Below are 20,039 nucleotides of genomic sequence, written 5' to 3'. Positions count from 1 at the left end.
GTTTTAGCGCGGTGGCTCACAAAAATCGCCTCCGCTACGCTGGAACGTAGCATCGATACCGACAGACGGCAAACCAATGGCCCCGCACGCAATAAAGCGGCCGGGGGGTGGCGTCTGGCGCCAGTAGCGATGCCAGACGCTCCGGCCAGATCCGACCCCGTGGCTGGGCAGAGGCACCCGGGCGACGCCAGCCGCCAGACGGCGGTCAGCCGCGCTCGAGATTGGCCAGGACGCGCTGATGCACCTGCTGGCAGATGGCGATCTCTTCATCATCGAGGCCGCTGAGCAGTTCCTTGCGCAGGGCTTCGGCGATGGTCTCGATCTTCTCGATCAGCGGACCGGCTTCCTGGGTCAGCATGATGCGCTTGGCGCGACGGTCCTCGGTGACCGCCAGACGCTTGACCAGACCCTGCTTTTCCAGGCCGTCCAGCAGCCGTGCCAGGGTCGGCCCCTCGATGCTGATGCTCTGCGCAAGCTCACGCTGGGTAGGCTGGACACCCTTCATCCGGGCCAGGTTCAGCAACACCTGCCAGCGCGCCTGAGACAGCCCCAGGTGGCTCAGGCGCCGGTCTAGCTCGGCGCGCCAGGCACGGGAGACGTGGAAGATCTGGCGGCCAAACAGGTGTGGATCGGTAGGGGTCATTCAGGCTAAACCTTGTACTTGGATTTTCTCATTATTCTGGTTACAGGCAGGGCGGGGCAACCGCCGCGCCTCGCTAGTCCGCCAATTCCGCCTGCAAGGCTGCCCGCACACAGTACAGCGCGCCACTCGCCACCCGCCCCTCGAAGCGCGCGGCGACATGGGCGACCGGCGGCAACTCGCCCTCGTCTTCGAGGAAGGCATCCTGGATTTCCGCCAGCAGATCCTCTGGCAGGTCGAGGGCCTGTTCCAGGGCGATCTGCTGCCCGGCAATGGCTTCGGCCAATAGTGCATAGACATTCTTTTCCGAGCAATTGAGCTGCCGCGCAGCCTGCTCGGGCGTCATGCCGGCGCGTACCAGCGTCAGCACCTCGTGGCGCACGTCAGCGACCGGAGGCGGCGCGGCGTCGCCGTCATTGAGGACGTCGAGGAAAGCCTGGCCATAACGCTCCAGCTTGCGCGCGCCCACGCCGCTGACGCGGCTCATCTCGTCCAGCGAGCGCGGCTGGCTGCGCAGCATCTCCAGCAGGGTGGCGTCGGGGAAGATCACATAGGGCGGCACCGAATGCTCTTCGGCCAGCTTGCGTCTCAGGGTGCGCAGGACCTCCCATAGTTCGCGCTCGTCGGCGCGCACCAGCTGGCTGGCGGCACTGGCCGAGCCGCTGCCACTGCTGCTCCGCCCACGCTGGGGCTTGGGGTCACGGCGCAATTCGATGCGCACCTCGCCGCGCAGCAGCGGCCGGCAACTCTCGGTCAGGCGCAGGCCGCCATAGCCGTCGACATCCACCTCGGCCAGGCCGCGGGCCACCAGCTGGCGGAACAGGGTGCGCCACTCGTCTTCGCCACGGGCCTTGCCCAGGCCGAACACGGCCAGCCGCTGGTGGCCGAGGCTGGTGATCTTTTCGGTCTCGCGACCGAGCAGGATGTCGACCAGGTGCCCTACCCCATAGCGCTGACCGCTGCGGTAGATGGCCGACAGCGCCTGGCGCGCCGGCTCGGTGGCATCCCAGGTCTCGACGGTGTCGATGCAGTTGTCGCAATGGCCACAGGGCTGGGGCAGGTGCTCGTCGAAATAGGCCAGCAGCACCTGGCGCCGGCAACGGGTTTCCTCGCACAGCGCCAGCATGGCTTCGAGCTTGTGCCGCTCGATGCGCTTGTGGCGCTCGTCGCCCTCGGAGTTCTGCATCATCTGCCGCAGCAGCAGCACATCCTGCAGGCCGTAGGCCATCCAGGCGTCAGCGGGCAGGCCATCGCGACCGGCCCGGCCGGTTTCCTGGTAGTAGGCTTCCAGACTCTTGGGCAGATCGAGGTGGGCGACGAAGCGCACGTTGGGCTTGTCGATGCCCATGCCGAAGGCGATGGTGGCGACCATGATCAGCCCTTCCTCGTTGAGGAACCGCTTCTGGTTGGCGGCGCGCACGTCGTTGGGCAGGCCGGCGTGATAGGGCAAGGCGGGGAAGCCCTGGTTGCTGAGCTGCTCGGCCACCTCCTCGACCTTCTTGCGCGACATGCAGTAGACGATGCCGGCATCGCCGCGACGCTCGGCGAGAAAGGCCAGCAGCTGCTTGCGCGGCGCTTCCTTGGGCACGATGCGGTAGAAGATGTTGGGGCGATCGAAGCTGGAGAGAAAACGCTCGGCCTCTTCCAGATGCAGGCGGCTGGCCATCTCTTCGCGGGTGCGGGAATCCGCGGTGGCGGTGAGCGCCAGGCGCGGCACGCCGGGGAAGTGTTCGGCCAGTTGTCCGAGCTGCATGTATTCCGGACGGAAGTCATGCCCCCACTGGGATACGCAGTGGGCTTCGTCGATGGCGAACAGGGCGATCGGCAGGCGCTTGAGGAAGTCCAGCATGCGCGGCTGGACCAGGCGCTCGGGCGCGAGATAGAGCAGCTTGATCTCGCCGCGCTCCAGCTGCGCGGCGACGGCTCGCTGCTGTTCGCCGGTCATGGTGGAGTTGAGCGCGGTCGCCGACACACCCAGTTCCAGCAGGGTGGCGACCTGGTCGTCCATCAGCGCGATAAGCGGCGAGACCACCACGGCCACGCCGGGCCGCAGGAGCGCCGGCACCTGGTAGCACAGGGACTTGCCGCCGCCCGTGGGCATCAGCACCAGCGCATCGCCACCGCTGGCCACACGCTCGATGATCCGGGCCTGGTTGCCACGGAACGCGTCGTAGCCAAAGACGTCTTTAAGGATGCGCAGCGCGGGTTCTGACATGAAGCCTCCTCGAATGGAAAGGCCATTATACGGATGCCGGGGTCACTGCGGCGGTGCTTTTCCGTCGGCCGGCCCCAGGCCGTCGAGTTCGACGTGACCCGGGCGCTCGTCTACAATTCCGGCCGTTCTGCCCTTTCGAATCCTTTCCGAGGTAAGTAGCCGATGTCCTTCGCCGAACAATTGACCCGTCTGCGCGATTTTCTCGATGCAGACGATCTGCACGAAGAAGCGCTCGACTACGTAGCCGCCCATGGCTACCTGACCGCCCTGTCCATCTGCCCGGAAGAGGTTCCCGAACGCGAGTGGATCGATGCGCTCTTCGCCGAGCCACCGCAGTATCGCGATGCCGCCCAGCAGGAAGAGATCGAGCGCTCCCTGGTGCAGCTGAAGGCGCATATCCTGCGCGTGCTGGGCAGCGACGAAGAGCTGGACCTGCCGTGCGACCTGGAGCTCGGTCCGGAGCCGGACGATTCCGAGTTGCGCGGCTGGTGCATCGGTTTCATGGAAGGGGTGTTCCTGCGCGAAGCCGTGTGGTTCGAGGACGCCGAAGACGAAGTCAGCGAGCTGCTGCTGCCGATCATGGTGGGTTCGGGTCTGTTCGATGAGCAGCCGGAATTCGCCGAGATCGCCCAGGACCGCCGCCTGGTTGCCGACATGATGGTGCAGATTCCGGAATTGCTGACCCAGCTGTTCCTGCTCTGCCATTCCCCCGATGAAAAGCCGGCGCTGCTGAAGCCGCGCCACTGAGCAATGGATGAGGCCACTCCGAGACCCCGCCAGCGCAAGGGCTGGGTCCGCTACCTGCTGCTGGGCATCGGCTGGCTGAGCGTGGCCCTGGGCATCATCGGTGCCTTTCTGCCGCTGCTGCCCACTACGCCCTTCCTGCTGCTGGCCGCAGCCTGCTTCATGCGCAGTTCGGAGCGGTTCTACTTGTGGCTGATTAACCACAGGTGGCTGGGGCCCTGGGTCAAACCCTATCTGGAAGGCGACGGCATCCCGCTCAAGGGCAAGGTTTACGCCATTGTCGCCATGTGGATCAGCGTCGGGTTTTCCTGCTGGCTGGTGCCCTACGTCTGGGCCCGGGTGGCGGCTTTCACCAGTTGCGCGGCGGTAACGGTCTACCTGCTCCGGCAGAAGACCCGGCGCTAGCCACCGTCAGGCATGAAAAAGGGCGATCAGCGATGATCGCCCTTTTTCGTGGGTCACGCTGGCGGCGTCAGGCGGCCCTGGCCATGGGGGTGGGCGGTGCCTGATCGGGAACGGTGGGCTCGCCCGGCTCGCTGGGCTGGATGGGCGCCGGATCAGGTTGATCGGGCTCGCCGCCGGCACGGGGCATGGCAAGGGCGACAAAGCGGGAGAAAGCGTCGAGCTGGCGGATCGGAAAGCGGGACATGGGGTGACTCCTCTGCTGACTCTCTAGGTAGAGTGGTCCGGCACCCGGGTAATTCCCTCAGTCGCGCGGCTCTGCTCCGCCATGATTGCGTGCAAAGGTTTCCGGGCCCATGGCGGCGATCTGGCCGTCGATCAGCGCCTCGAACGGCGCCAGCAGGGCATCGAAGCGGCGCGGCGCCTCCAGCGCATTCAACGCCGCGACCACGGCCTCCACGGTCGACAGCGCATCCGGCGCCGGGGCCTTGCGCACCCGGTAGCGCGAGGGCGCGCCAGGCGGCAGGGTGAGCCTGGGCAGGGCCGCCAGCAGTGGATTGACGTGCAGCAGCAAGCGCGCCTTGCGCCAGGTGCCGTCGGGAATCACCAGCAGCCGTGGTGCCTTGGTCACGGCAGCAGGCGGCAAGAGATCGACCGTGATCGCCTCGGGGCCGGGAAACAGCAGCCAGGCGTCATGATCGGCGAGCCAGAGCGGCAGGTCGGGAAAGGTCTCGCCAATCTCCAGCTGCGCATTGCCGAGCCCCAGGGCGGCCAGGCGCGCCGTATTGAGCGGATGGCGCCGCTCGCTGGGATGCTGCAGCAACAGCACCCGCGTGCGGCTGGTCAGCGACGGGATCAGCGCGCACAGGCAGAGTGACAGGGGACGCTGACAGCGCGCGCAAGCGGGACGGGACATCGGGACTTCCGGAGCGAATCGGGGCGGCGATCATACCGGATCACCGCCGCCCTCCCCGACTCAGCGATTGAAGCGGGCGGTGAGGTCGTGCAGGTAGTCGGCCATCCCTTCCAGTTCACGACTCAGCTCCGAGCCGCGACGGGCCTGGGCCGAGCTGTGATCGGAAAGATCGGCGATGCGGCTGATCTGCCGGTTGATGTCTTCGGAGACGTGGCTCTGCTCTTCCACCGCGGTGGCCATCTGCTGGCTCATGGCGGTGATGAGGCTGACCGATTCGCTGATGCCTTCCAAAGACTCGCGTACCGCCGCCGAATGGCGTTCGCTCTGGCGCGAGGTCTCTTCGCCGCGACTGGCGGTGGCCACGGCGCGGTCGGCATTGGCCTGCAGGTTGGCGATGATCTGATGGATCTGCTCGGTGGATTCACGGGTACGCGAGGCCAGCGAGCGGACCTCGTCGGCCACCACGGCGAAGCCGCGACCGGCCTCACCGGCACGGGCGGCCTCGATGGCGGCGTTGAGCGCCAGCAGGTTGGTCTGTTCGGCGATGGCGGTGATGACATCGGCGACGCTGCCGATGCTCTGGGTCGAACTGGCCAGCTCGCCTACGGCCTGGCCGATGTCGCTGACCGCCGCGCCGAGTTCGCGCATGGACGTCAGGCTCTCTTCGGCCTTGTCACGCCCGGAGTGCACCAGGCTCTCGGCGTTGGCCGCCGCCTGAGCGGTCTCCTGGACGTTCTGCGAGACCTCGTGGATGGTGGAGGTCATCTGGGTGATGGCCGCGGCGGACTGGTCGGTCTCGTGGCGCTGCTGATCCAGCAGTTCGGCCTCGGACTGGGCCAGTTGGGAGGATTCGCGCGCCTTGACGCGCACGCTGTCGCCCACGTCGGCCAGCCGGGTCAGGGCCGTCTGCAGGCGCGCGGCTTCGCTGTGCAGCGCCAGATCCAGGCGTGCCGGGGCACCACACTGGTCGCTGTAGGTCGGGGCCACGACGGCACTGGAAAACATCTTCGGATGATCGGCGAGGATGCGCTCGATGCTGGCGCGCTGGCGATAGAGCTGATGACCGCTGATACCCAGGAGCGCCGCGACGATGAGGACCGCCTGAGTCGTGTCGTCGAGCAGGAAGTGGCCGCTCAGGATCACCCCGGTGGCCGCCACCGTCGACCAGCAGGCGGCGATGGCGCTGCCCAGGCGGCGCGTCATGGGCACGGGGGCCTTGCCGGCATTGATGCGGGCATAGAGCTCGCCGGCGCGACGGACTTCGCTGGTGCTGGGCAGCGAACGCACGGATTCGTAACCGATCACCCGGCCCTGTTCGAGGATCGGGGTGACATAGGCGCTCACCCAGTAGAAATCGCCGTTCTTGCAGCGATTCTTGACGATGCCCATCCACGGCTTGCCCTCCTTGAGGGTCGCCCACATGTGGCCGAACACCGGTGGCGGCATGTCGGGATGACGCACCAGATTGTGCGGATTGCCGATCAGCTCCTCCCTTGTATAGCCACTGATGGCGATGAAGGCCTCGTTGCAGTAGGTGATGTTCCCCTGCAGATCAGTGGTGGAGATGAGTCGTTCCTCTTGCTTGAAGGTACGGCCTTGCTGGGTGACCGGCAAATTCGTGCGCATGCGGGTGCCTTATCTAGCGGGTTATCTACTCCGTGCGACATCAACCAGTTCAATGGTGGCCAACTGCCGGCACAGGCGCCAACGGTAACCATTTGGTTATCGTCATACTAACTATCGGCATGTTGCATCTGGGCTTTAAGGATGCGCTGAAATGTTTTGATAAGCGGTTCGCTCAGGGGCCTGGCTGACCTGGCGCCAGGCGAGGCACTTGGCTTTTCACGAGGAGCTCCAGGGCCTGACCGGATAGCGCGGCTGGCCGAGCGCCCAGGTGGATCCGGGATGCGTGTCGACCTTCCTGGGCGCCCTGGCTGCGCCGATCGCCGCGGTCCTCGCCAGGGCGATCACTGGCCTAGCCGGTGATCACGGGCTCCAGGGCCTCCAGCCAGCAGACCACCGCCACGGCGCCGCCATCGGGAATGCCGCGGACGCGTTCGCCCAGGTAGCTGGCGCGGCCCTGGGCCGGCAGCATCTCCGCGGTGGCCTCGGCGCCCTGGCGGGCGGCGGCGAGCGCCGCGGCAAAGGCCTGTGCCGGGCTGGCGCCCGCCTGGGCAGCGGCCAGCAGGGCATCCGCTGCCGGGCGCAAGGCATCGAGCATGGTGCGCTGGCCCGGCTGGGCGCCACCCAGTTCGGCCAGGGCCTGGACGCCACCATCCAGGGCCTGGGCCCATTGCGCCAGCGTGGGTCGTTCCACCCAGTCCAGCAGTTGAGCGGCGCGGATCAGGGCGCAGGCGTAGAAGGGTCCGGAGCTGCCACCGATGGCCCGGCGCAGTGCCTGGCCGGTGGCTGCCAGGGCGCTGGCCGGGGTGTACCAGACGCTGGCGGGCAAGGCGCGCATGGCTTCAGCGCCACGGGCCAGGCTGGTGCCCAGGTCGCCGTCCCCGGCGCGGCTGTCCAGTTCGGTGAGGCGGGCTTCGTTGGCCAGCAGGCTGGCGACGACGGCATCTGCCGTCGCCTGCAGCCGCTCTGCCAGGGGACCTGGGGTGCGAGGGGTCGTTTCGGCTGCTGCCGCGGGTGCGGGCAACAGGGTGGGCGCCGCCGGGACCCGGCCGTCACCCGGCCAGGCTCGCGCCCGGGTCGGCGCATCGAGCAGCGCCAGGCGCGCCTCGTCTACCGGCAGCAGCGACAGCGAACAGCCGGGCATGTCCAGGGCGCTGAGGAAGGTACCGGTCCAGGCGCATTCCACCACCAGGCCCCGCTGGCGCAACTGGCTCAGCGCCGCCCGCGCCACCAGGGCGAGTTCCAGCGGCGGCGTCGCGCCCAGGCCATTGACCAGCAGCGCCAGGCGCGTGCCAGCGGGATAGCCGCCGTCTTCGATGAGGGTATCCAGCAGCCGCGCCACGGTGCCGTCGGCGCCCAGTCGGGGACCGCGCTCGACGCCCTGCTCGCCGTGGATGCCGAGGCCCCATTCCACCTCGTCGTCCGCCAATTGGAAACCCGGATGCCCCGCCGCCGGCACCGTGCAGGCACCCAGGGCGACACCCATGCTGCGCAATTCGGCACTCGCGGCGCGGGCCAGCGCAGCTACCTCGGCCAGGGGGCGCCCGGCGGCGGCCGCTGCGCCCGCGAGCTTGTGGATCAGCACGGTACCCGCGATACCGCGGCGCCTTTCCGGCGCCACGGTATGGCGCAAGGCGGCGTCGTCCGCCACCAGCACCGTCTCGACCGGAATGCCTTCGCTGCGCGCCAGTTCGGCGGCCAGGCCGAAGTTGAGACGGTCGCCGGTGTAGTTCTTGACCACCAGCAGGGCGCCCGCGGGACCCGCCGCCGCCCGGATGGCCGCCAGCACGGCATCGACGCTGGGCGAGGTGAAGACGTCTCCCGCCACCGCGGCGGTCAGCATGCCCTCGCCCACATAGCCGGCATGGGCCGGTTCGTGGCCGCTGCCGCCGCCGGAAATCACCGCGACCGGGCGATCTCCCGTAGCGGCCAGGGGCTGGCGCAGGATGACCTGCTCCTCGGCCAGCAGGGCCAGGCCGGGATCCAGGCTGACGAGGCCTTCGAGCAGTTCGCGAACCACAGCGGTGGGGCTATTGATCAGCTTCTTCATCGGGGACTCCTGAGGGCGAGAGGTCGCCGCAGTATGGCACGGGGTCCCGGGCCTGCCTGGCAGCGACCTGAACGGCCGGCTGACAGGCGCGCAACGGCCTTCCGCCGGACCGGGACGGCAGGCTATCGTTGGCGTCGGAAGCTTTTCACGACCGGGATGTCTCACGCTGTTAGCCAGCCGCTCTCCTGCGAGCGCACCCCACCGAGGTCCGTCATGCCGATCAAGATCGTTCCGCGCTCTGCCTGCCTGGGGTCGGAGATCACCCCCGAAGCCGTCTACCTGTCCCGGCGCCAGCTGCTCGGTGCCAGCGGCGCCCTGCTCGCCGGCGCCGCCCTGCCCGGCTGGGCGCTGGCGGCCGCTTCCAGCTATGGCGACGTCGAAGCCGCCAAGGGCCCGGACTGGTTCGAACGCAAGCTGCCTGATACCCGCTGGCAGGCGGCCACGGTCAAGGGCGAGGACATCACGCCCTTCAAGGACGCTACCCACTACAACAACTTCTATGAATTCGGGCCGGACAAGAGCGATCCCGCCGCCCATGCCGCGCAGTTGCCCACCCAGCCCTGGAGCGTGGTAGTCGATGGCGAGGTGGGCAAGCCCGGCACCTACGGGCTGGAAGACCTCTTCGGCCCCGACACCCTGGAAGAGCGCATCTACCGCATGAGGTGCGTCGAGGCCTGGTCCATGGTCATCCCCTGGCTTGGCTTTCCGCTGGCCAGCCTGCTCAAGCGCGTCGAACCCACCGGCAAGGCGCGCTACGTGAAGTTCGAGACGCTCAAGGACCCGCAGCACATGCCCGGCATGAATTCCAGCTTCGCCCTGCTGGACTGGCCCTATGTCGAAGGCCTGCGCCTGGATGAGGCCATGCATCCGCTGACGCTGATGACGGTGGGCATGTACGGCCGCGTGCTGCCCAACCAGAACGGCGCGCCGCTGCGGCTGATCGTGCCCTGGAAGTACGGCTTCAAGGGCATCAAGTCCATCGTCCGCATCAGCCTGGTGGCCGAGCAGCCACGCACCACCTGGCAGGGCATGGCGCCCAACGAGTACGGCTTCTATGCCAACGTCAATCCGGAAGTGGACCACCCGCGCTGGAGTCAGGCCCGCGAACGGCGCCTGCCCAGCGGCCTGTTCAGCCCCAACGTGCGGCCGACGCTGATGTTCAACGGCTATGGCGAGGAAGTGGCTTCGCTCTACAGCGGCATGGATCTGCGGAGAAACTACTGATGGGATTGCTGCTCTGGCGGGTCGCGGTGTTTGTCGCCGCACTCTGCCCGCCGCTGTGGTGGCTGTACCAGGCCTGGATCTTCGCCCTAGGTCCGGACCCGGGCAAGGCGCTGGTGGACAAGCTGGGGACCGGCGCCCTGGTGCTGCTGCTGCTGACGCTGAGTCTGACGCCGCTGTCGCGCCTCACCCGCTGGAAGCTCTGGCCGGTGATCCGCCGCCAGCTCGGCCTCTGGACCTTCACCTATGCCCTGCTGCACTTCCTCGGCTACCTGGCGTTCGTGCTGGGCTTCGACCTGTCGCAACTGGGCGTGGAGTTGCAGCGCCGGCCCTACATCATCGTGGGTGCCGCGGCGCTGCTGATCCTGCTGGCTCTGGCCGTCACTTCCAACCGCCCCGCCATGCGCCGCCTGGGCAAGCGCTGGAAGGAGCTGCACCGGCTGGCCTACTTGGTGCTGGGCCTTGGGCTGCTGCACTACCTCTGGATCGTACGCTCGGACCTGGAAGAGTGGGCGCTCTACGCCGCTATCGGCGCCGCCCTGCTGGCCTTCCGCCTGGTAGATGGCTGGCGCCGTAAAAGGCGAAGTCGGGCAGCGGCCGTCCCTGCTCGCTGATTACCACCGCCCAGGCAGAGGGTTGACCCTCCATGCCTCGAATCTAAAGGGGTGGTATTAAAAACAGCTGTTGAGGTATGCGGATGGACCGCCACGGTTTGGCAAAGGGGTGGTATTGAACGGGCCTGGCGCCAGTGGGCCAGGCCGCTGCCCGAGGGCGGTCCATCAGCGCTGCGCGGCCTGGCGCAAGCCCTTCAGGGTGTTGAGCGGGGCATCCACCACGAAGCTGTTGGCCAGCCAGGACGGCACGCTGCCACCCGGCTCGCTCTGGGCCTCGTAGGTCACTTCCGAGCCGCCGTTCTTCGGCACCACGCGCCACTGGCCCTGGAAGCTCGCGACCCGTACGTAACCGTCGGCAGCGGGACGATAGTCCGGCTGGCCTTCGAGGGTGCGGGTGAAGCCGCCATCGGGAGTCTTCTGCTCGGTGATGTGCAGCACCACGTCACGGGCGGTCACCGGCCAGGGCATGTCGATGCGCATGTAGGTCCAGGCCTGGTTGTCCTGACGCTTGAGCACCTGCAGCGACTGGCAGCGGAAGATCCATTTGCAGGAACCCACGGGGTCGTCCTGCAGCTTGGCGATGGTGGCCGGATCGGCCTTGATCTGGACCACGCCGCGGTAGGCCTTGTACTTGGAGCCGGCGACGGCGCGGGTATAGACCTGGATGCCATCTTCCTGCTTGGCGAGTTGCCAGTCCTCGGCCTGGGCCAGGCCGGTGGCTGCGAGCAGGGTCAGGGCGAGGATGGAGCGAAGCGGCTTGTGCATGGGACGTCCCTTGTTGTTGTGGTTGTCGGAGAGCGCAATTCAAAACCGGATCAGGCGGCGGTTTCACCTTCGAGGCGCAGCAGGATGGCCATGGCCTCGGCACTGCTGGTGCCGCAGAACGCCAGCTCGGCCTGGAAGCCGCCGCACACCGCCGGGCGCAGCGGCGAGCCGAACAGGTCGCAGCGGTTGGTGCTGTCCAGATGGGCGCAGCGCACCCCGGAGGGCTTGCCCTGGGGCATGCGTGGCAGCGGTGAGGAGATCGAGGGCGCGATGCAACAGGCGCCACAACCCGGACGGCACTCCATGGGTGAAACTCGCAGATAAAGAGGCTTCAAGCTTAAGAGCAAGGCCGGGGCCTCACAAGCGAATCGTGACCAGATGCTGCCATCGAGTCATGAATGTAACATTCATTCGCACCTCGCCACGCAACCCCGCGGCCTTTCCACCGTCTTATCTGCGATGAGCGAGGCGGCTGGCCCGAGGGCGTGACGATGAAGCATTGGCTGGTGCTGGACCTGGAAGCGACCACCGACGAAGGCGGCTGGCCACTGGAGTTGATGGAGATCATCGAGATCGGCGCGGTGATGGTGGATGCGGCGGGCCAGGAGCTCGATCGCTATCAGAGTTTCGTCCAGCCCCGGCGGCTGCCGCTGCTGACGCCCTTCTGCCGCGACCTCACCCATATCAGCCAGGCCGATGTCGATGGCGCAGAGCCTCTGGAAAGCACCTGGCCGACCTTCGAGGCCTGGCTGGGCGCCTATGAGACCACCCTCGCCGGCTGGTGCAGCTGGGGCGATTTCGACCGCCGTCTGCTGGAGCGGGCCTGGCGCGAATACGATCTGCACACCCACCTCGCCCGGGTCCCGCATCGCAATCTCAAGCAGGCCTTCGCCAAGGCCCGTGGTCTGGCGCGTCCGCTGGGCCTCACCGCCGCCCTGGAATCGGCGGGACTGGCCTTTACCGGGGTACTGCACCGCGCCGAGACCGACGCGCGCAACACCGCCAAGCTGATACCCGCCAGCCTGCCGGCCCTCGCGCGCTAGCCTCGTCTGAAGCGGTGACAGTGGGCCTCGGCCTTGGGCATACTCGCGACGGTCCCAACCGCTCTCGCACAAGGAAATCCGATGTTCAAGGTCAACGAATACTTCGACGGCACCGTCAAATCCATCGCCTTCAGCCTCAAGTCCAAGCCTGCCACCCTGGGCGTCATGGCCCCCGGCGAATACGAATTCGGCACCAGCCAGCTGGAAGTCATGCACGTGGTGGCCGGCGCCCTGACCGTCAAGCTGCCGGGCAGCGAGACCTGGGAAACCTTCGCCGCGGGCAGCCAGTTCACCGTGCCGGCCAATGCGAAGTTCCAGCTCAAGGTCGCGGAAGACACCGCCTATCTCTGCGAATACCACTAAGCTCGGGGAGCCGTACGGCTCCCTCGTCTTGGGCTCCGTCATTCGGCCGCGCGGGCCGGGTGGCGGGAGTCCGTTGTCCCGCCTGAACGCTTCCGCTTCGCCTCGGTCCTAAGCGACACCGCCGCTTTCGGAGTCGTCGCCATGTCGCCAGTCGCAGCCCAGGGCCCTCGCCAGCCGAGCCACGCCCGTCCCTTCGAGCACCAGCCCCGGAATCTCCCGACGCACGGGATAGCCCTTGCGCAGGGCGTCGAACGCCTGAGCCCGCGCCTGGGCCGGCAAGGCGAGGGTCGCGCGTAGCGCCGCATCGTCGTCGCGCGGGTCATAGACCGCACGACAGACGCGCCTGAAGGCCGTCGCCTCGGGCGTATCCGCACCAAACACCAGGCGCTCCAGCTGCTGCGGCGGCAACAGGTCGCTCAGACCCAGCCGCGGTGTTTCCCCGGTCCAGGCGCAGAAGGCCGCGTAGATCTGCGCCGTGCCGCGCCACTTGCCTTCCAGGCTGTGCCCGGCGATATGGGGCGTCACCAGCTGACAGAGACGGGCCAATTCAGGATCGATACCCGGCTCGCCTTCCCAGACATCCAGGGCCACCGCCAGCTCGGCGCCACCAGCCAGATGGGCACACAGCGCGGCGTTGTCGACTACCTCGCCCCGGCAGGCATTGAGCAGCCAGCTGCCCGGACGCAACCTCGCCAGGCGCGTCGCCTCGAACAGGTGCAGGGTGCGCTGCTCGCCGTCACGGATCAGCGGGGTGTGCAGACAGAGCACGTCGCAGCGCTCCAGTAACTCGTCCAGGCTGTGGAAGTCGCCCTGCTCGGTCGCCTGACGTGGTGGATCGCAGACCAGCACCGTCCAGCCCAGTCCGCGCAGCGCCTCGGCCAGGCGGCCCCCGACCTGGCCGGCGCCGACGATGCCATAGGTGCGCCGGGCCAGGTCGGCGCCAGCGCCATCGGCCAGCGCCAGCAAGGCGCCGAGCACCCAGTCCACCACGCCGCGGGCATTGCAGCCAGGCGCATTGCTCCAGCGGATACCCGCCTGATCCAGATAGCCGAGGTCCAGATGATCGGTACCTATGGTGCAGGTGCCGACGAAGCCGACCCGAGATCCGGCCAGCAGCGTCTCGTCGACGCGGGTGATGGAGCGCACCAGCAGCGCATCGGCGCGACTCACGGCGGCGCGGTCGAAGGCGCGACCGGGAAGGCGTTCGAGGGTGGCGTGGGGGCCGAAGAAGGCGTCCAGCAGCGGTATGTTTTCGTCGGCGAGAATGTGCATGCCTGGGCACTCGCAAGGGCGGGGACCGGCACTTTAGCAGGCCAGCGGCAGCCGGCAACGGTCGCCGCGAGGGTTGCCACCCGGGCCATGAGGACTAGACTATCGGCCCCGAAGCTGACCGAACGATCAAGTGACCGCCTCCCTGCCCCGCATCAGACGTGAATTCGGCGCCCTGCTCTCCCTGGCCGCGCCCATCGTCATCGCCCAGCTCTCCCATTCGGCCATGGGCTTCGTCGACGCCGTCATGGCCGGCCGTGTCGGCCCGCTGGACCTCGCCGCCGTCGCCCTGGGCAACTCCGTGTGGATTCCGGTGTTCCTGCTGATGACCGGCATCCTGCTGGCGACCACGCCCAAGGTGGCCGAGCGCCACGGCGGCGGGCGCAGCCAGGAGATCGGTCCGCTGGTGCGCCAGGCGCTCTGGCTGGCCCTGGGGTGTGGCCTCATCGCCAGCCTGCTGCTGCTCAATGCCCGACCGCTGCTGGTGGCGATGCATGTCGACGCCCAGCTGATCGGCCCGACCCTGCTCTATCTCAAGGGCATCGCCCTGGGCCTGCCCGCCACGGCCTTCTACTATGTGCTGCGCTGCTTCAGCGACGGCCTCGGGCGTACCCGGCCGGCGATGCTGGTGGGCCTTGCCGGGCTGGCACTGAACGTGCCGCTGAACTGGATCTTCATCCATGGGCACCTGGGCCTGCCAGCCCTGGGCGGCGCCGGGTGCGGCTTCGCCTCGGGCACGGTGATGTGGGCGATGCTGCTGGCCATGCTGGCGATCATCCGCACCGAGCGATATCGCGCCTGCGCCATTTTCGCCCGCTTCGAGCGACCGCACGGACCAACGCTGCGCGCCCTGCTGGCCATCGGCGTGCCCATCGGCATCGCGGTGTTCGCCGAATCCAGCATCTTTTCCGTGGTGGCCCTGCTGATCGGCGAGCTGGGTCCGACCGTGGTCGCCGGGCACCAGGTGGCGCTCAACTTCTCCGGTCTGGTGTTCATGGTGCCCCTGGCCCTGGGCATGGCGGTGACAGTGCGGGTTGGCCAGGCGCTGGGGCGCGGCGAGCCGCGCGAGGCGCGCTTTTCCGCCGGGGTCGGCATGGCCGCCGGGCTGCTCTGCGCCTGCGTTTCCTGCACCCTGATGCTGACCGCGCGCACGGCTATCGCCGGCCTCTATTCCCAGGACCAGGCGGTGATCCAGCTGGCGGCCTCGCTGCTGGTGTTTGCCGGCATCTTCCAGTTCTCCGATGCCATCCAGGTGACCGCCGCGGGCGCCCTGCGTGGTTACCAGGACACCCGCGCGACCATGGTCATCACCCTGCTGGCCTACTGGGGCGTGGGCCTGCCGGTGGGCTGGGCGCTGGGGCTGAGCGACTGGTTCGGGGCACCGCGGGGTCCGGCCGGCCTCTGGCAGGGTCTGGTACTGGGACTGACCTGCGCGGCCATCCTGCTGTCGGTGCGGCTGGCGCGCAGTGCCCGGCGACGCATCCACAGCGCCAAGCCCTTGCTACACTGACCCCCTCTCGTCGGACGGCCCCAGGCCGTTCAGGACGGGCGTTTCCCCCTTTCGCGAGCGTGCGGCTTCGATGATCTTTCGCCTGCTACAGCTGTTTTGCCTCTGCTTCCTGCTCATCGGCCCGGTCCAGGCTGCCCTCCCCGGGCTGCCGGGCGCCCAGAAGGATCAGGTCGATCCGCAATTCGGCCCGTCCCTAGACCAAGTGATCAAGACCCTGGAAAGCGAGCAGCAGCGCAATCGTCTGCTGGCGGATCTCAAGAAGCTGCAGGCGGCCCAGGCCAAGGCCGAACCCAGCGCCTCCCAGGGCGTGATCGGGTTGATCACCGACACCATGACGGTGGTCGAGCAACAGCTGCAGCGTGACAACCTGCGCGAGCGCTGGCAGTACCAGCTGGACCAGGCGGGCGCCGAGCTGGCCGCCCTGGCGCCGGCGCCCGAGCAGCGCCTCAACCTGCTTTCGGGTTTCGTCATCACCCTGGCCTTCTGGGCCGGTTGCGCCCTGGGCCTGAAAAGCATCAGTCATCGGCTGCGCATCAGGTTCAGGCTCTCCGAGGAGCTTCCGCTCAGACCGCGGACCCTGGACCTGGTGCGTTTCGCCCTGCGCAAGCTGGCACCCTGGCTGCTGGCGTTCGTCATCACCCTGCTGGTATCCCTGTGGATGCCGGACTCCCTGGGCAAGACGGTGGCCGTCACCCTGGCCTATGCCGCCGTCATCGGCCCGCTGTTCGCGGCAACGGTGGTGGTGATCTGCTCCCTGCCCAGCGGCGCCCATCGCAGCCGGGCGCTGTTGATCCTGCGCCGCCGCGCCTTTCGCCCGCTATGGATCATCGGCAGCCTGGCCGCCCTGGGTGGCGCCGCCAGCGATCCGCACCTGGCCGAGACCCTGGGGCCACACCTGGCGGCGGTCATCGCCATCGGCGCCAACATCTGCGCGGCGCTGCTCACCGCCCAGTTCGCCCTGAGATTCCGCCGGCCCATCGCCCACCTGATCCGCAATCAGCCGCTGGCCAAGCGTCAGGCGCTGCACGGTCTGCAGGGCGTGCGCCATCTGATCGCCCGCCTCTGGCACCTGCCGCTGCTGATCCTGGTGGCGGTCTCGGTGGTGGCCACCTTCGTCTCCGCCGGCGATACCAGCGACGCCCTGCGCCGGGCGCTGCTGTTCGCCGTGACCATGGGCGCCGCCCTGGGCCTCAACGCCCTGGTGCGGGCGCGGCTGCTGCGCCGGCGACCGCACGGCCGCATCCAGGAGGCCTATGCCGAACGGCTGCGGGCCTTCTTCGTGCTGGTGCTGGGCATCGTCATCTGGCTGGTGGGGATCGAGCTGGCCCTGCGCGCCTGGAATCTCTCGCTGCTGAGATTCAGCCAGGGCGACGGCCATGCGGTCGCCAGCAAGTTCTTTGGCCTGGGTGGCACCCTGTTGCTGGCCTGGCTGGTGTGGATCCTGGCCGACACCGCCATCCACCGCGGCCTCAATCTGCATCGCGTCAGCCCGAACAATGCCCGCGCCCAGACCATGTTGCCGCTGATCCGCAACGTGCTGTTCCTGACCATCTTCGTCATCGCCCTGATCGTCGCCCTGGCCAACATGGGCGTGAACGTCACCCCGCTGCTGGCCGGTGCCGGCGTCATCGGCCTGGCGGTGGGCTTCGGCGCCCAGAGCCTGGTGGCCGACCTCATCACCGGGCTGTTCATCATCATCGAGGACTCCCTGGCCATCGGCGACTACGTCGACGTCGGCAATCACCTGGGCACCGTCGAGGGCCTGACCATCCGCACCGTGCGACTCAGGGATATCGATGGCATCGTCCACACCATCCCCTTCAGCGAGATCAAGAGCATCCAGAACTACTCGCGGCAATTCGGCTACGCCATCTTCCGCCTGCCGATTCCCCAGGCGCTGTCGGTGGACAAGGCCATCGAGATGGTCCAGGAAGTGGGTCGCACACTGCGCCAGGATCCCTTCATCGGCCGAGACATCTGGTCGCCGCTGGAGCTGCAGGGGGTGGAGAGCTTCGATTCCGGCATGGCGATCCTGAGATTCCGCTTCAAGACCGCGCCGATCAAGCAGTGGGAGGTCTCGCGGGCCTTCAACCTCAGGCTCAAGCGCTACCTGGACGACGCCGGCATCGAGTTGGCCTCGCCGCGCATGAACGTGCGCTACGAGGTAGGCGGCTCGCCGCTGGATCAGGCGGCCCGGGGGAACGAAGCGCCGAGCGAAGGCTGAAGTCGCTGCCACGACCGTCGGTTCTCGCGGCGCTGCGGAAAAGCCTCTAGGGTGGACGTTACTCTGTCCTGGCGAGGTCCCCGACATGCCCCTGCGTACCCTGCTCTGCTATGGCGACTCCAACACTCATGGCACCCGCCCCCTGACCCAGCCCGGCGTGCTCGAACGCTTCGGCTGGGACGAACGCTGGCCCGGCGTACTGGCCCACGGGCTGGGCGCCGATTGGCGGGTGATCGAGGAAGGCCTGCCAGCACGGACCACGGTGCATGACGATCCCATCGACGGCCACCACAAGAACGGCTTCACCTATCTCCGACCCTGCCTGGAGAGTCAGCTGCCGGTGGACGTCCTGCTGCTGATGCTCGGCACCAACGATCTCAAGGCGCGGCTGTCGGTGACGCCCGCGGACATCGCCAGTGCGTTGCAGGTGCTGCTGGAAGAGATCAGGCGCTGCAATGCCGGCCCGGGCGGCGCCACACCCAGGCTGATTGTCATGGCGCCGGCGCCCATCGAGGAAGTGGGCTTTCTCGGCGAGATCTTCGCCGGCGGCGCGGCCAAGTCCCGCCAATTGGCCGCGCGCTATCGCCAGGTGGCCGAGGCCCAGGGCGCGGCCTTCGTCGATGCGGGCGAGATCATCCAGGTGAGTCCGGTGGACGGCGTGCATTTCGAGGCGGACCAGCATCGGCGGCTGGGGGAGCATCTGGTAGGGGTGGTCAGAGCAGCCGCAAGCGCCTGAGCGTAGCGTGGACAACGGCGCAGCCTTGTCCGCGGACGCGAGACCACGCAGTGGAAAACGCTGCGCGGTTTTCCACGCTACGGCTCCCTTGGCATCGGTCCGTTGGGCTTCGACGATGGAGCCGTCTCAACCCAACCTACGAGAGCCGGGCCCGCGCGGTGGGGCATCGTAGGTTGGGCTGAGCGCAAGCGAAGCCCAACAGACCGCACTCCGCATCGCACCATTGGGCTTCGACGATGGCACCCTCTCGGCCCAGGCGGAGTACCCTCACTCCCCCTTCTTGCGAATCCAGTACAGATAACGCCCTTCCCCTTCGCTCTTTTCCACCAGTTCGTGGCCGAGGAAGACGCAGAACTTGGGGATGTCGCGCTGGGTGGAGGGATCGGTGGCGATGACCTTGAGCAGGGCGCCGGGGGCGATGTCGCGCACCTTGTTGTGCAGCATCATCACCGGCTCCGGGCAGTTCAGCCCGCTGGCGTCGAGGGTGGCATCGGCTTCGAGGGTCATGGGGTCTCCAGGGATAGAACGGTTACAGCGATCTGCATTCAGAGCCTGATGGCGGCCTAGGGTTTCCGATCCAGGCGGCGCAGATGACAGGTCACTTCCTCGCGGTCGTGGTAGAGCTGCTTGCAGTCGATGGCGACCCGCTGACCGCGATCGGCGAAATGGGCGTGCAGGCGTTCGAGGATGCCGGCCACTTCGCGATAGCGCTGCTTCATCGGCAGCTTGAGATTGACCACCGCCTCGCGGCAGTGGCCCTCGCCGATCCAGCGCTCGATCAGCGCCGCGGTGCGCGCGGGCTTCTCGACGATGTCGCAGACCATCCAGTCCACCGGGCGCTTGGGGACGAAGGCATAGCCGTCGACCTGCAGGTGCTCGACGAGGCCGGTATCCATCAGCGCCTCGTTCATGGGACCGTTGTCGACCGCCGTCACCAGCATCTCGCGGGCCACCAGTTGCCAGGTCCAGCCACCCGGGGCGGCGCCCAGATCGACGGCGCGCATCTCGGAGGACAGGCGGGTTTCCCATTCGGGACGCGGGATGAAGTGGTGCCAGGCCTCTTCCAGCTTGAGGGTCGAGCGACTGGGGGCCTCGCGGGGAAACCTCAGCCGCGGAATGCCCATGGGCCAGAGCGCGGCGTTGCCCGGTTCGACCAGACCGACGAAAACCTCGCGCCCGCTGAGAAAGGTCAGCTGCAGCCGCGGCGCCCGGGCATCATCCACCAGGCGGCCGGCCTTGCGCAGCGCCAGGGTCAGGGGGCGCTCGAATTTCTTGCAGAAGGTGGAGAGCGCCTTGCCATCGTTGGTGTCGGGCATCTCCAGGGCCAGACTGCCGCAGACGGGATAGCCCGCCAGCAGCTCCAGCAGCGGGCCGATGCGGTCCTGCTCGGGCAGGCTGAGAAAGGCGCCACGGGACCACTGACGGGGAAAGATCAGCTCGGCGAAGGTGATGTTCTGCATCAACCGGGCGGCACCCTCGGCGTCGCCACAGACGAATTCGGCATAGGCCGCACCCGGCTTGCCCTTGGCATAACCGGCCACGCCGAGCAGCGCCGCCCGCTCGCCGAGCTCGGCGCAGACCTCGCCTTCGAATCCGGTACGGCACAGCAGCAACAGGGTATTCACGACGGGGCTTCCTCAAGGGGTCACGCAGGGCGCGCACTATACCCCAGCGCGCCCGCTGGGGAACGCCGGCGGCGCCTAT

At 67.8% G+C, this 20,039-nt stretch carries 20 protein-coding genes and 1 pseudogene; 9 read left to right on the top strand and 12 right to left on the bottom strand.

All coding sequences use genetic code 11. The annotated features are described in order from the left end of the window. Positions 1 to 205: 205 nt before the first annotated feature. Both PVZ72_RS08880 and recQ read right to left on the bottom strand, forming a co-directional pair. A complete protein-coding gene (locus tag PVZ72_RS08880; protein ID WP_007162293.1) occupies positions 206 to 643 on the bottom strand; it encodes a MarR family transcriptional regulator in 438 nt (145 codons plus the stop codon). Between the two features lie 73 nt (positions 644 to 716). Continuing rightward, positions 717 to 2,855 (bottom strand): DNA helicase RecQ, encoded by a 2,139-nt coding sequence (recQ, locus tag PVZ72_RS08875; RefSeq protein WP_273861725.1) that lies wholly within the window; start codon positions 2,853 to 2,855, stop codon positions 717 to 719. Positions 2,856 to 3,017: 162 nt separating this feature from the next. Here recQ and PVZ72_RS08870 point away from each other — a divergent pair, with 162 nt between their 5' ends. Both PVZ72_RS08870 and PVZ72_RS08865 read left to right on the top strand, forming a co-directional pair. Then, positions 3,018 to 3,602, top strand: coding sequence for a UPF0149 family protein (locus PVZ72_RS08870; protein WP_133859232.1), 585 nt, complete (start codon positions 3,018 to 3,020; stop codon positions 3,600 to 3,602). 3 nt (positions 3,603 to 3,605) lie between these two features. After that, entirely contained in the window at positions 3,606 to 4,004 is a 399-nt protein-coding gene (locus PVZ72_RS08865; protein WP_133859233.1) for a YbaN family protein, read from the top strand. Between the two features lie 67 nt (positions 4,005 to 4,071). On the opposite strand, the gene PVZ72_RS08860 is transcribed toward PVZ72_RS08865, so the two are convergent. From PVZ72_RS08860 to PVZ72_RS08845, 5 genes and pseudogenes are all read right to left on the bottom strand, one after another. Further along, positions 4,072 to 4,248 carry a hypothetical protein gene (locus tag PVZ72_RS08860; RefSeq protein ID WP_187979140.1) on the bottom strand — a complete coding sequence of 59 codons (177 nt, stop codon included), beginning with the start codon at positions 4,246 to 4,248 and terminating at the stop codon, positions 4,072 to 4,074. Between the two features lie 57 nt (positions 4,249 to 4,305). Then, a complete protein-coding gene (locus PVZ72_RS08855; protein ID WP_187979139.1) occupies positions 4,306 to 4,917 on the bottom strand; it encodes a tRNA-uridine aminocarboxypropyltransferase in 612 nt (203 codons plus the stop codon). Between the two features lie 60 nt (positions 4,918 to 4,977). After that, the gene (locus PVZ72_RS08850) at positions 4,978 to 6,120 is read right to left on the bottom strand and encodes a methyl-accepting chemotaxis protein (protein WP_405046469.1); all 1,143 of its coding nucleotides are present in this window, start codon (positions 6,118 to 6,120) and stop codon (positions 4,978 to 4,980) included. Positions 6,121 to 6,213: 93 nt separating this feature from the next. Next, positions 6,214 to 6,543 (bottom strand): annotated as a pseudogene (locus PVZ72_RS24185) (PAS domain-containing protein); the annotation flags it as partial. A 349-nt stretch (positions 6,544 to 6,892) separates the two neighbouring features. Further along, the gene (locus tag PVZ72_RS08845) at positions 6,893 to 8,590 is read right to left on the bottom strand and encodes a dihydroxyacetone kinase family protein (protein WP_273861723.1); all 1,698 of its coding nucleotides are present in this window, start codon (positions 8,588 to 8,590) and stop codon (positions 6,893 to 6,895) included. 213 nt (positions 8,591 to 8,803) lie between these two features. On the opposite strand from PVZ72_RS08845, the gene msrP reads away from it, so the two are divergent. Further along, positions 8,804 to 9,814, top strand: a complete 1,011-nt coding sequence (msrP, locus tag PVZ72_RS08840; RefSeq protein WP_183630263.1) for a protein-methionine-sulfoxide reductase catalytic subunit MsrP — start codon at positions 8,804 to 8,806, stop codon at positions 9,812 to 9,814. Further along, positions 9,814 to 10,425, top strand: coding sequence for a protein-methionine-sulfoxide reductase heme-binding subunit MsrQ (msrQ, locus tag PVZ72_RS08835; RefSeq protein ID WP_273861722.1), 612 nt, complete (start codon positions 9,814 to 9,816; stop codon positions 10,423 to 10,425). Before msrP ends, msrQ begins: the two co-directional genes overlap by 1 nt. 165 nt (positions 10,426 to 10,590) lie before the next feature. Here msrQ and PVZ72_RS08830 read toward each other — a convergent pair whose 3' ends face one another. Together PVZ72_RS08830 and PVZ72_RS08825 are read right to left on the bottom strand one after the other, a co-directional pair. After that, positions 10,591 to 11,190 (bottom strand): START domain-containing protein, encoded by a 600-nt coding sequence (locus PVZ72_RS08830; protein ID WP_007162268.1) that lies wholly within the window; start codon positions 11,188 to 11,190, stop codon positions 10,591 to 10,593. 50 nt (positions 11,191 to 11,240) lie between these two features. After that, entirely contained in the window at positions 11,241 to 11,495 is a 255-nt protein-coding gene (locus PVZ72_RS08825) for a YkgJ family cysteine cluster protein (RefSeq protein ID WP_027597778.1), read from the bottom strand. Positions 11,496 to 11,681: 186 nt separating this feature from the next. On the opposite strand from PVZ72_RS08825, the gene PVZ72_RS08820 reads away from it, so the two are divergent. Beyond that, positions 11,682 to 12,233 carry an exonuclease domain-containing protein gene (locus tag PVZ72_RS08820; RefSeq protein ID WP_273861721.1) on the top strand — a complete coding sequence of 184 codons (552 nt, stop codon included), beginning with the start codon at positions 11,682 to 11,684 and terminating at the stop codon, positions 12,231 to 12,233. Positions 12,234 to 12,314: 81 nt separating this feature from the next. Then, a complete protein-coding gene (ppnP, locus tag PVZ72_RS08815) occupies positions 12,315 to 12,596 on the top strand; it encodes a pyrimidine/purine nucleoside phosphorylase (protein WP_027597776.1) in 282 nt (93 codons plus the stop codon). A gap of 108 nt (positions 12,597 to 12,704) precedes the next feature. On the opposite strand, the gene pdxB is transcribed toward ppnP, so the two are convergent. Further along, positions 12,705 to 13,868: a 4-phosphoerythronate dehydrogenase PdxB gene (gene pdxB / locus PVZ72_RS08810; RefSeq protein ID WP_187979134.1), complete on the bottom strand. Its 1,164-nt coding sequence runs from the start codon at positions 13,866 to 13,868 to the stop codon at positions 12,705 to 12,707. 130 nt (positions 13,869 to 13,998) lie between these two features. On the opposite strand from pdxB, the gene PVZ72_RS08805 reads away from it, so the two are divergent. The 3 genes from PVZ72_RS08805 (at position 13,999) to PVZ72_RS08795 (ending at position 18,335) form a co-directional block, all read left to right on the top strand. Then, positions 13,999 to 15,375 (top strand): MATE family efflux transporter, encoded by a 1,377-nt coding sequence (locus tag PVZ72_RS08805; protein ID WP_273861720.1) that lies wholly within the window; start codon positions 13,999 to 14,001, stop codon positions 15,373 to 15,375. A gap of 70 nt (positions 15,376 to 15,445) precedes the next feature. Next, positions 15,446 to 17,599, top strand: coding sequence for a mechanosensitive ion channel family protein (locus PVZ72_RS08800; protein ID WP_273861719.1), 2,154 nt, complete (start codon positions 15,446 to 15,448; stop codon positions 17,597 to 17,599). 85 nt (positions 17,600 to 17,684) lie between these two features. Continuing rightward, positions 17,685 to 18,335 carry an SGNH/GDSL hydrolase family protein gene (locus PVZ72_RS08795; RefSeq protein WP_273861718.1) on the top strand — a complete coding sequence of 217 codons (651 nt, stop codon included), beginning with the start codon at positions 17,685 to 17,687 and terminating at the stop codon, positions 18,333 to 18,335. Positions 18,336 to 18,602: 267 nt separating this feature from the next. On the opposite strand, the gene tusA is transcribed toward PVZ72_RS08795, so the two are convergent. Both tusA and rlmM read right to left on the bottom strand, forming a co-directional pair. Next, a complete protein-coding gene (tusA, locus tag PVZ72_RS08790) occupies positions 18,603 to 18,842 on the bottom strand; it encodes a sulfurtransferase TusA (protein ID WP_273861717.1) in 240 nt (79 codons plus the stop codon). Positions 18,843 to 18,898: 56 nt separating this feature from the next. Further along, positions 18,899 to 19,960 (bottom strand): 23S rRNA (cytidine(2498)-2'-O)-methyltransferase RlmM, encoded by a 1,062-nt coding sequence (gene rlmM, locus PVZ72_RS08785; protein WP_273861716.1) that lies wholly within the window; start codon positions 19,958 to 19,960, stop codon positions 18,899 to 18,901. Between the last annotated feature and the right edge of the window lie 79 nt (positions 19,961 to 20,039).

Origin of the sequence: Pseudomonas sp. LA5, assembly GCF_028640825.1 — a bacterium.
Classification (GTDB): domain Bacteria; phylum Pseudomonadota; class Gammaproteobacteria; order Pseudomonadales; family Pseudomonadaceae; genus Chryseomonas; species Chryseomonas aestiva.
This window is presented reverse-complemented; position numbering and strand designations above follow the sequence as displayed.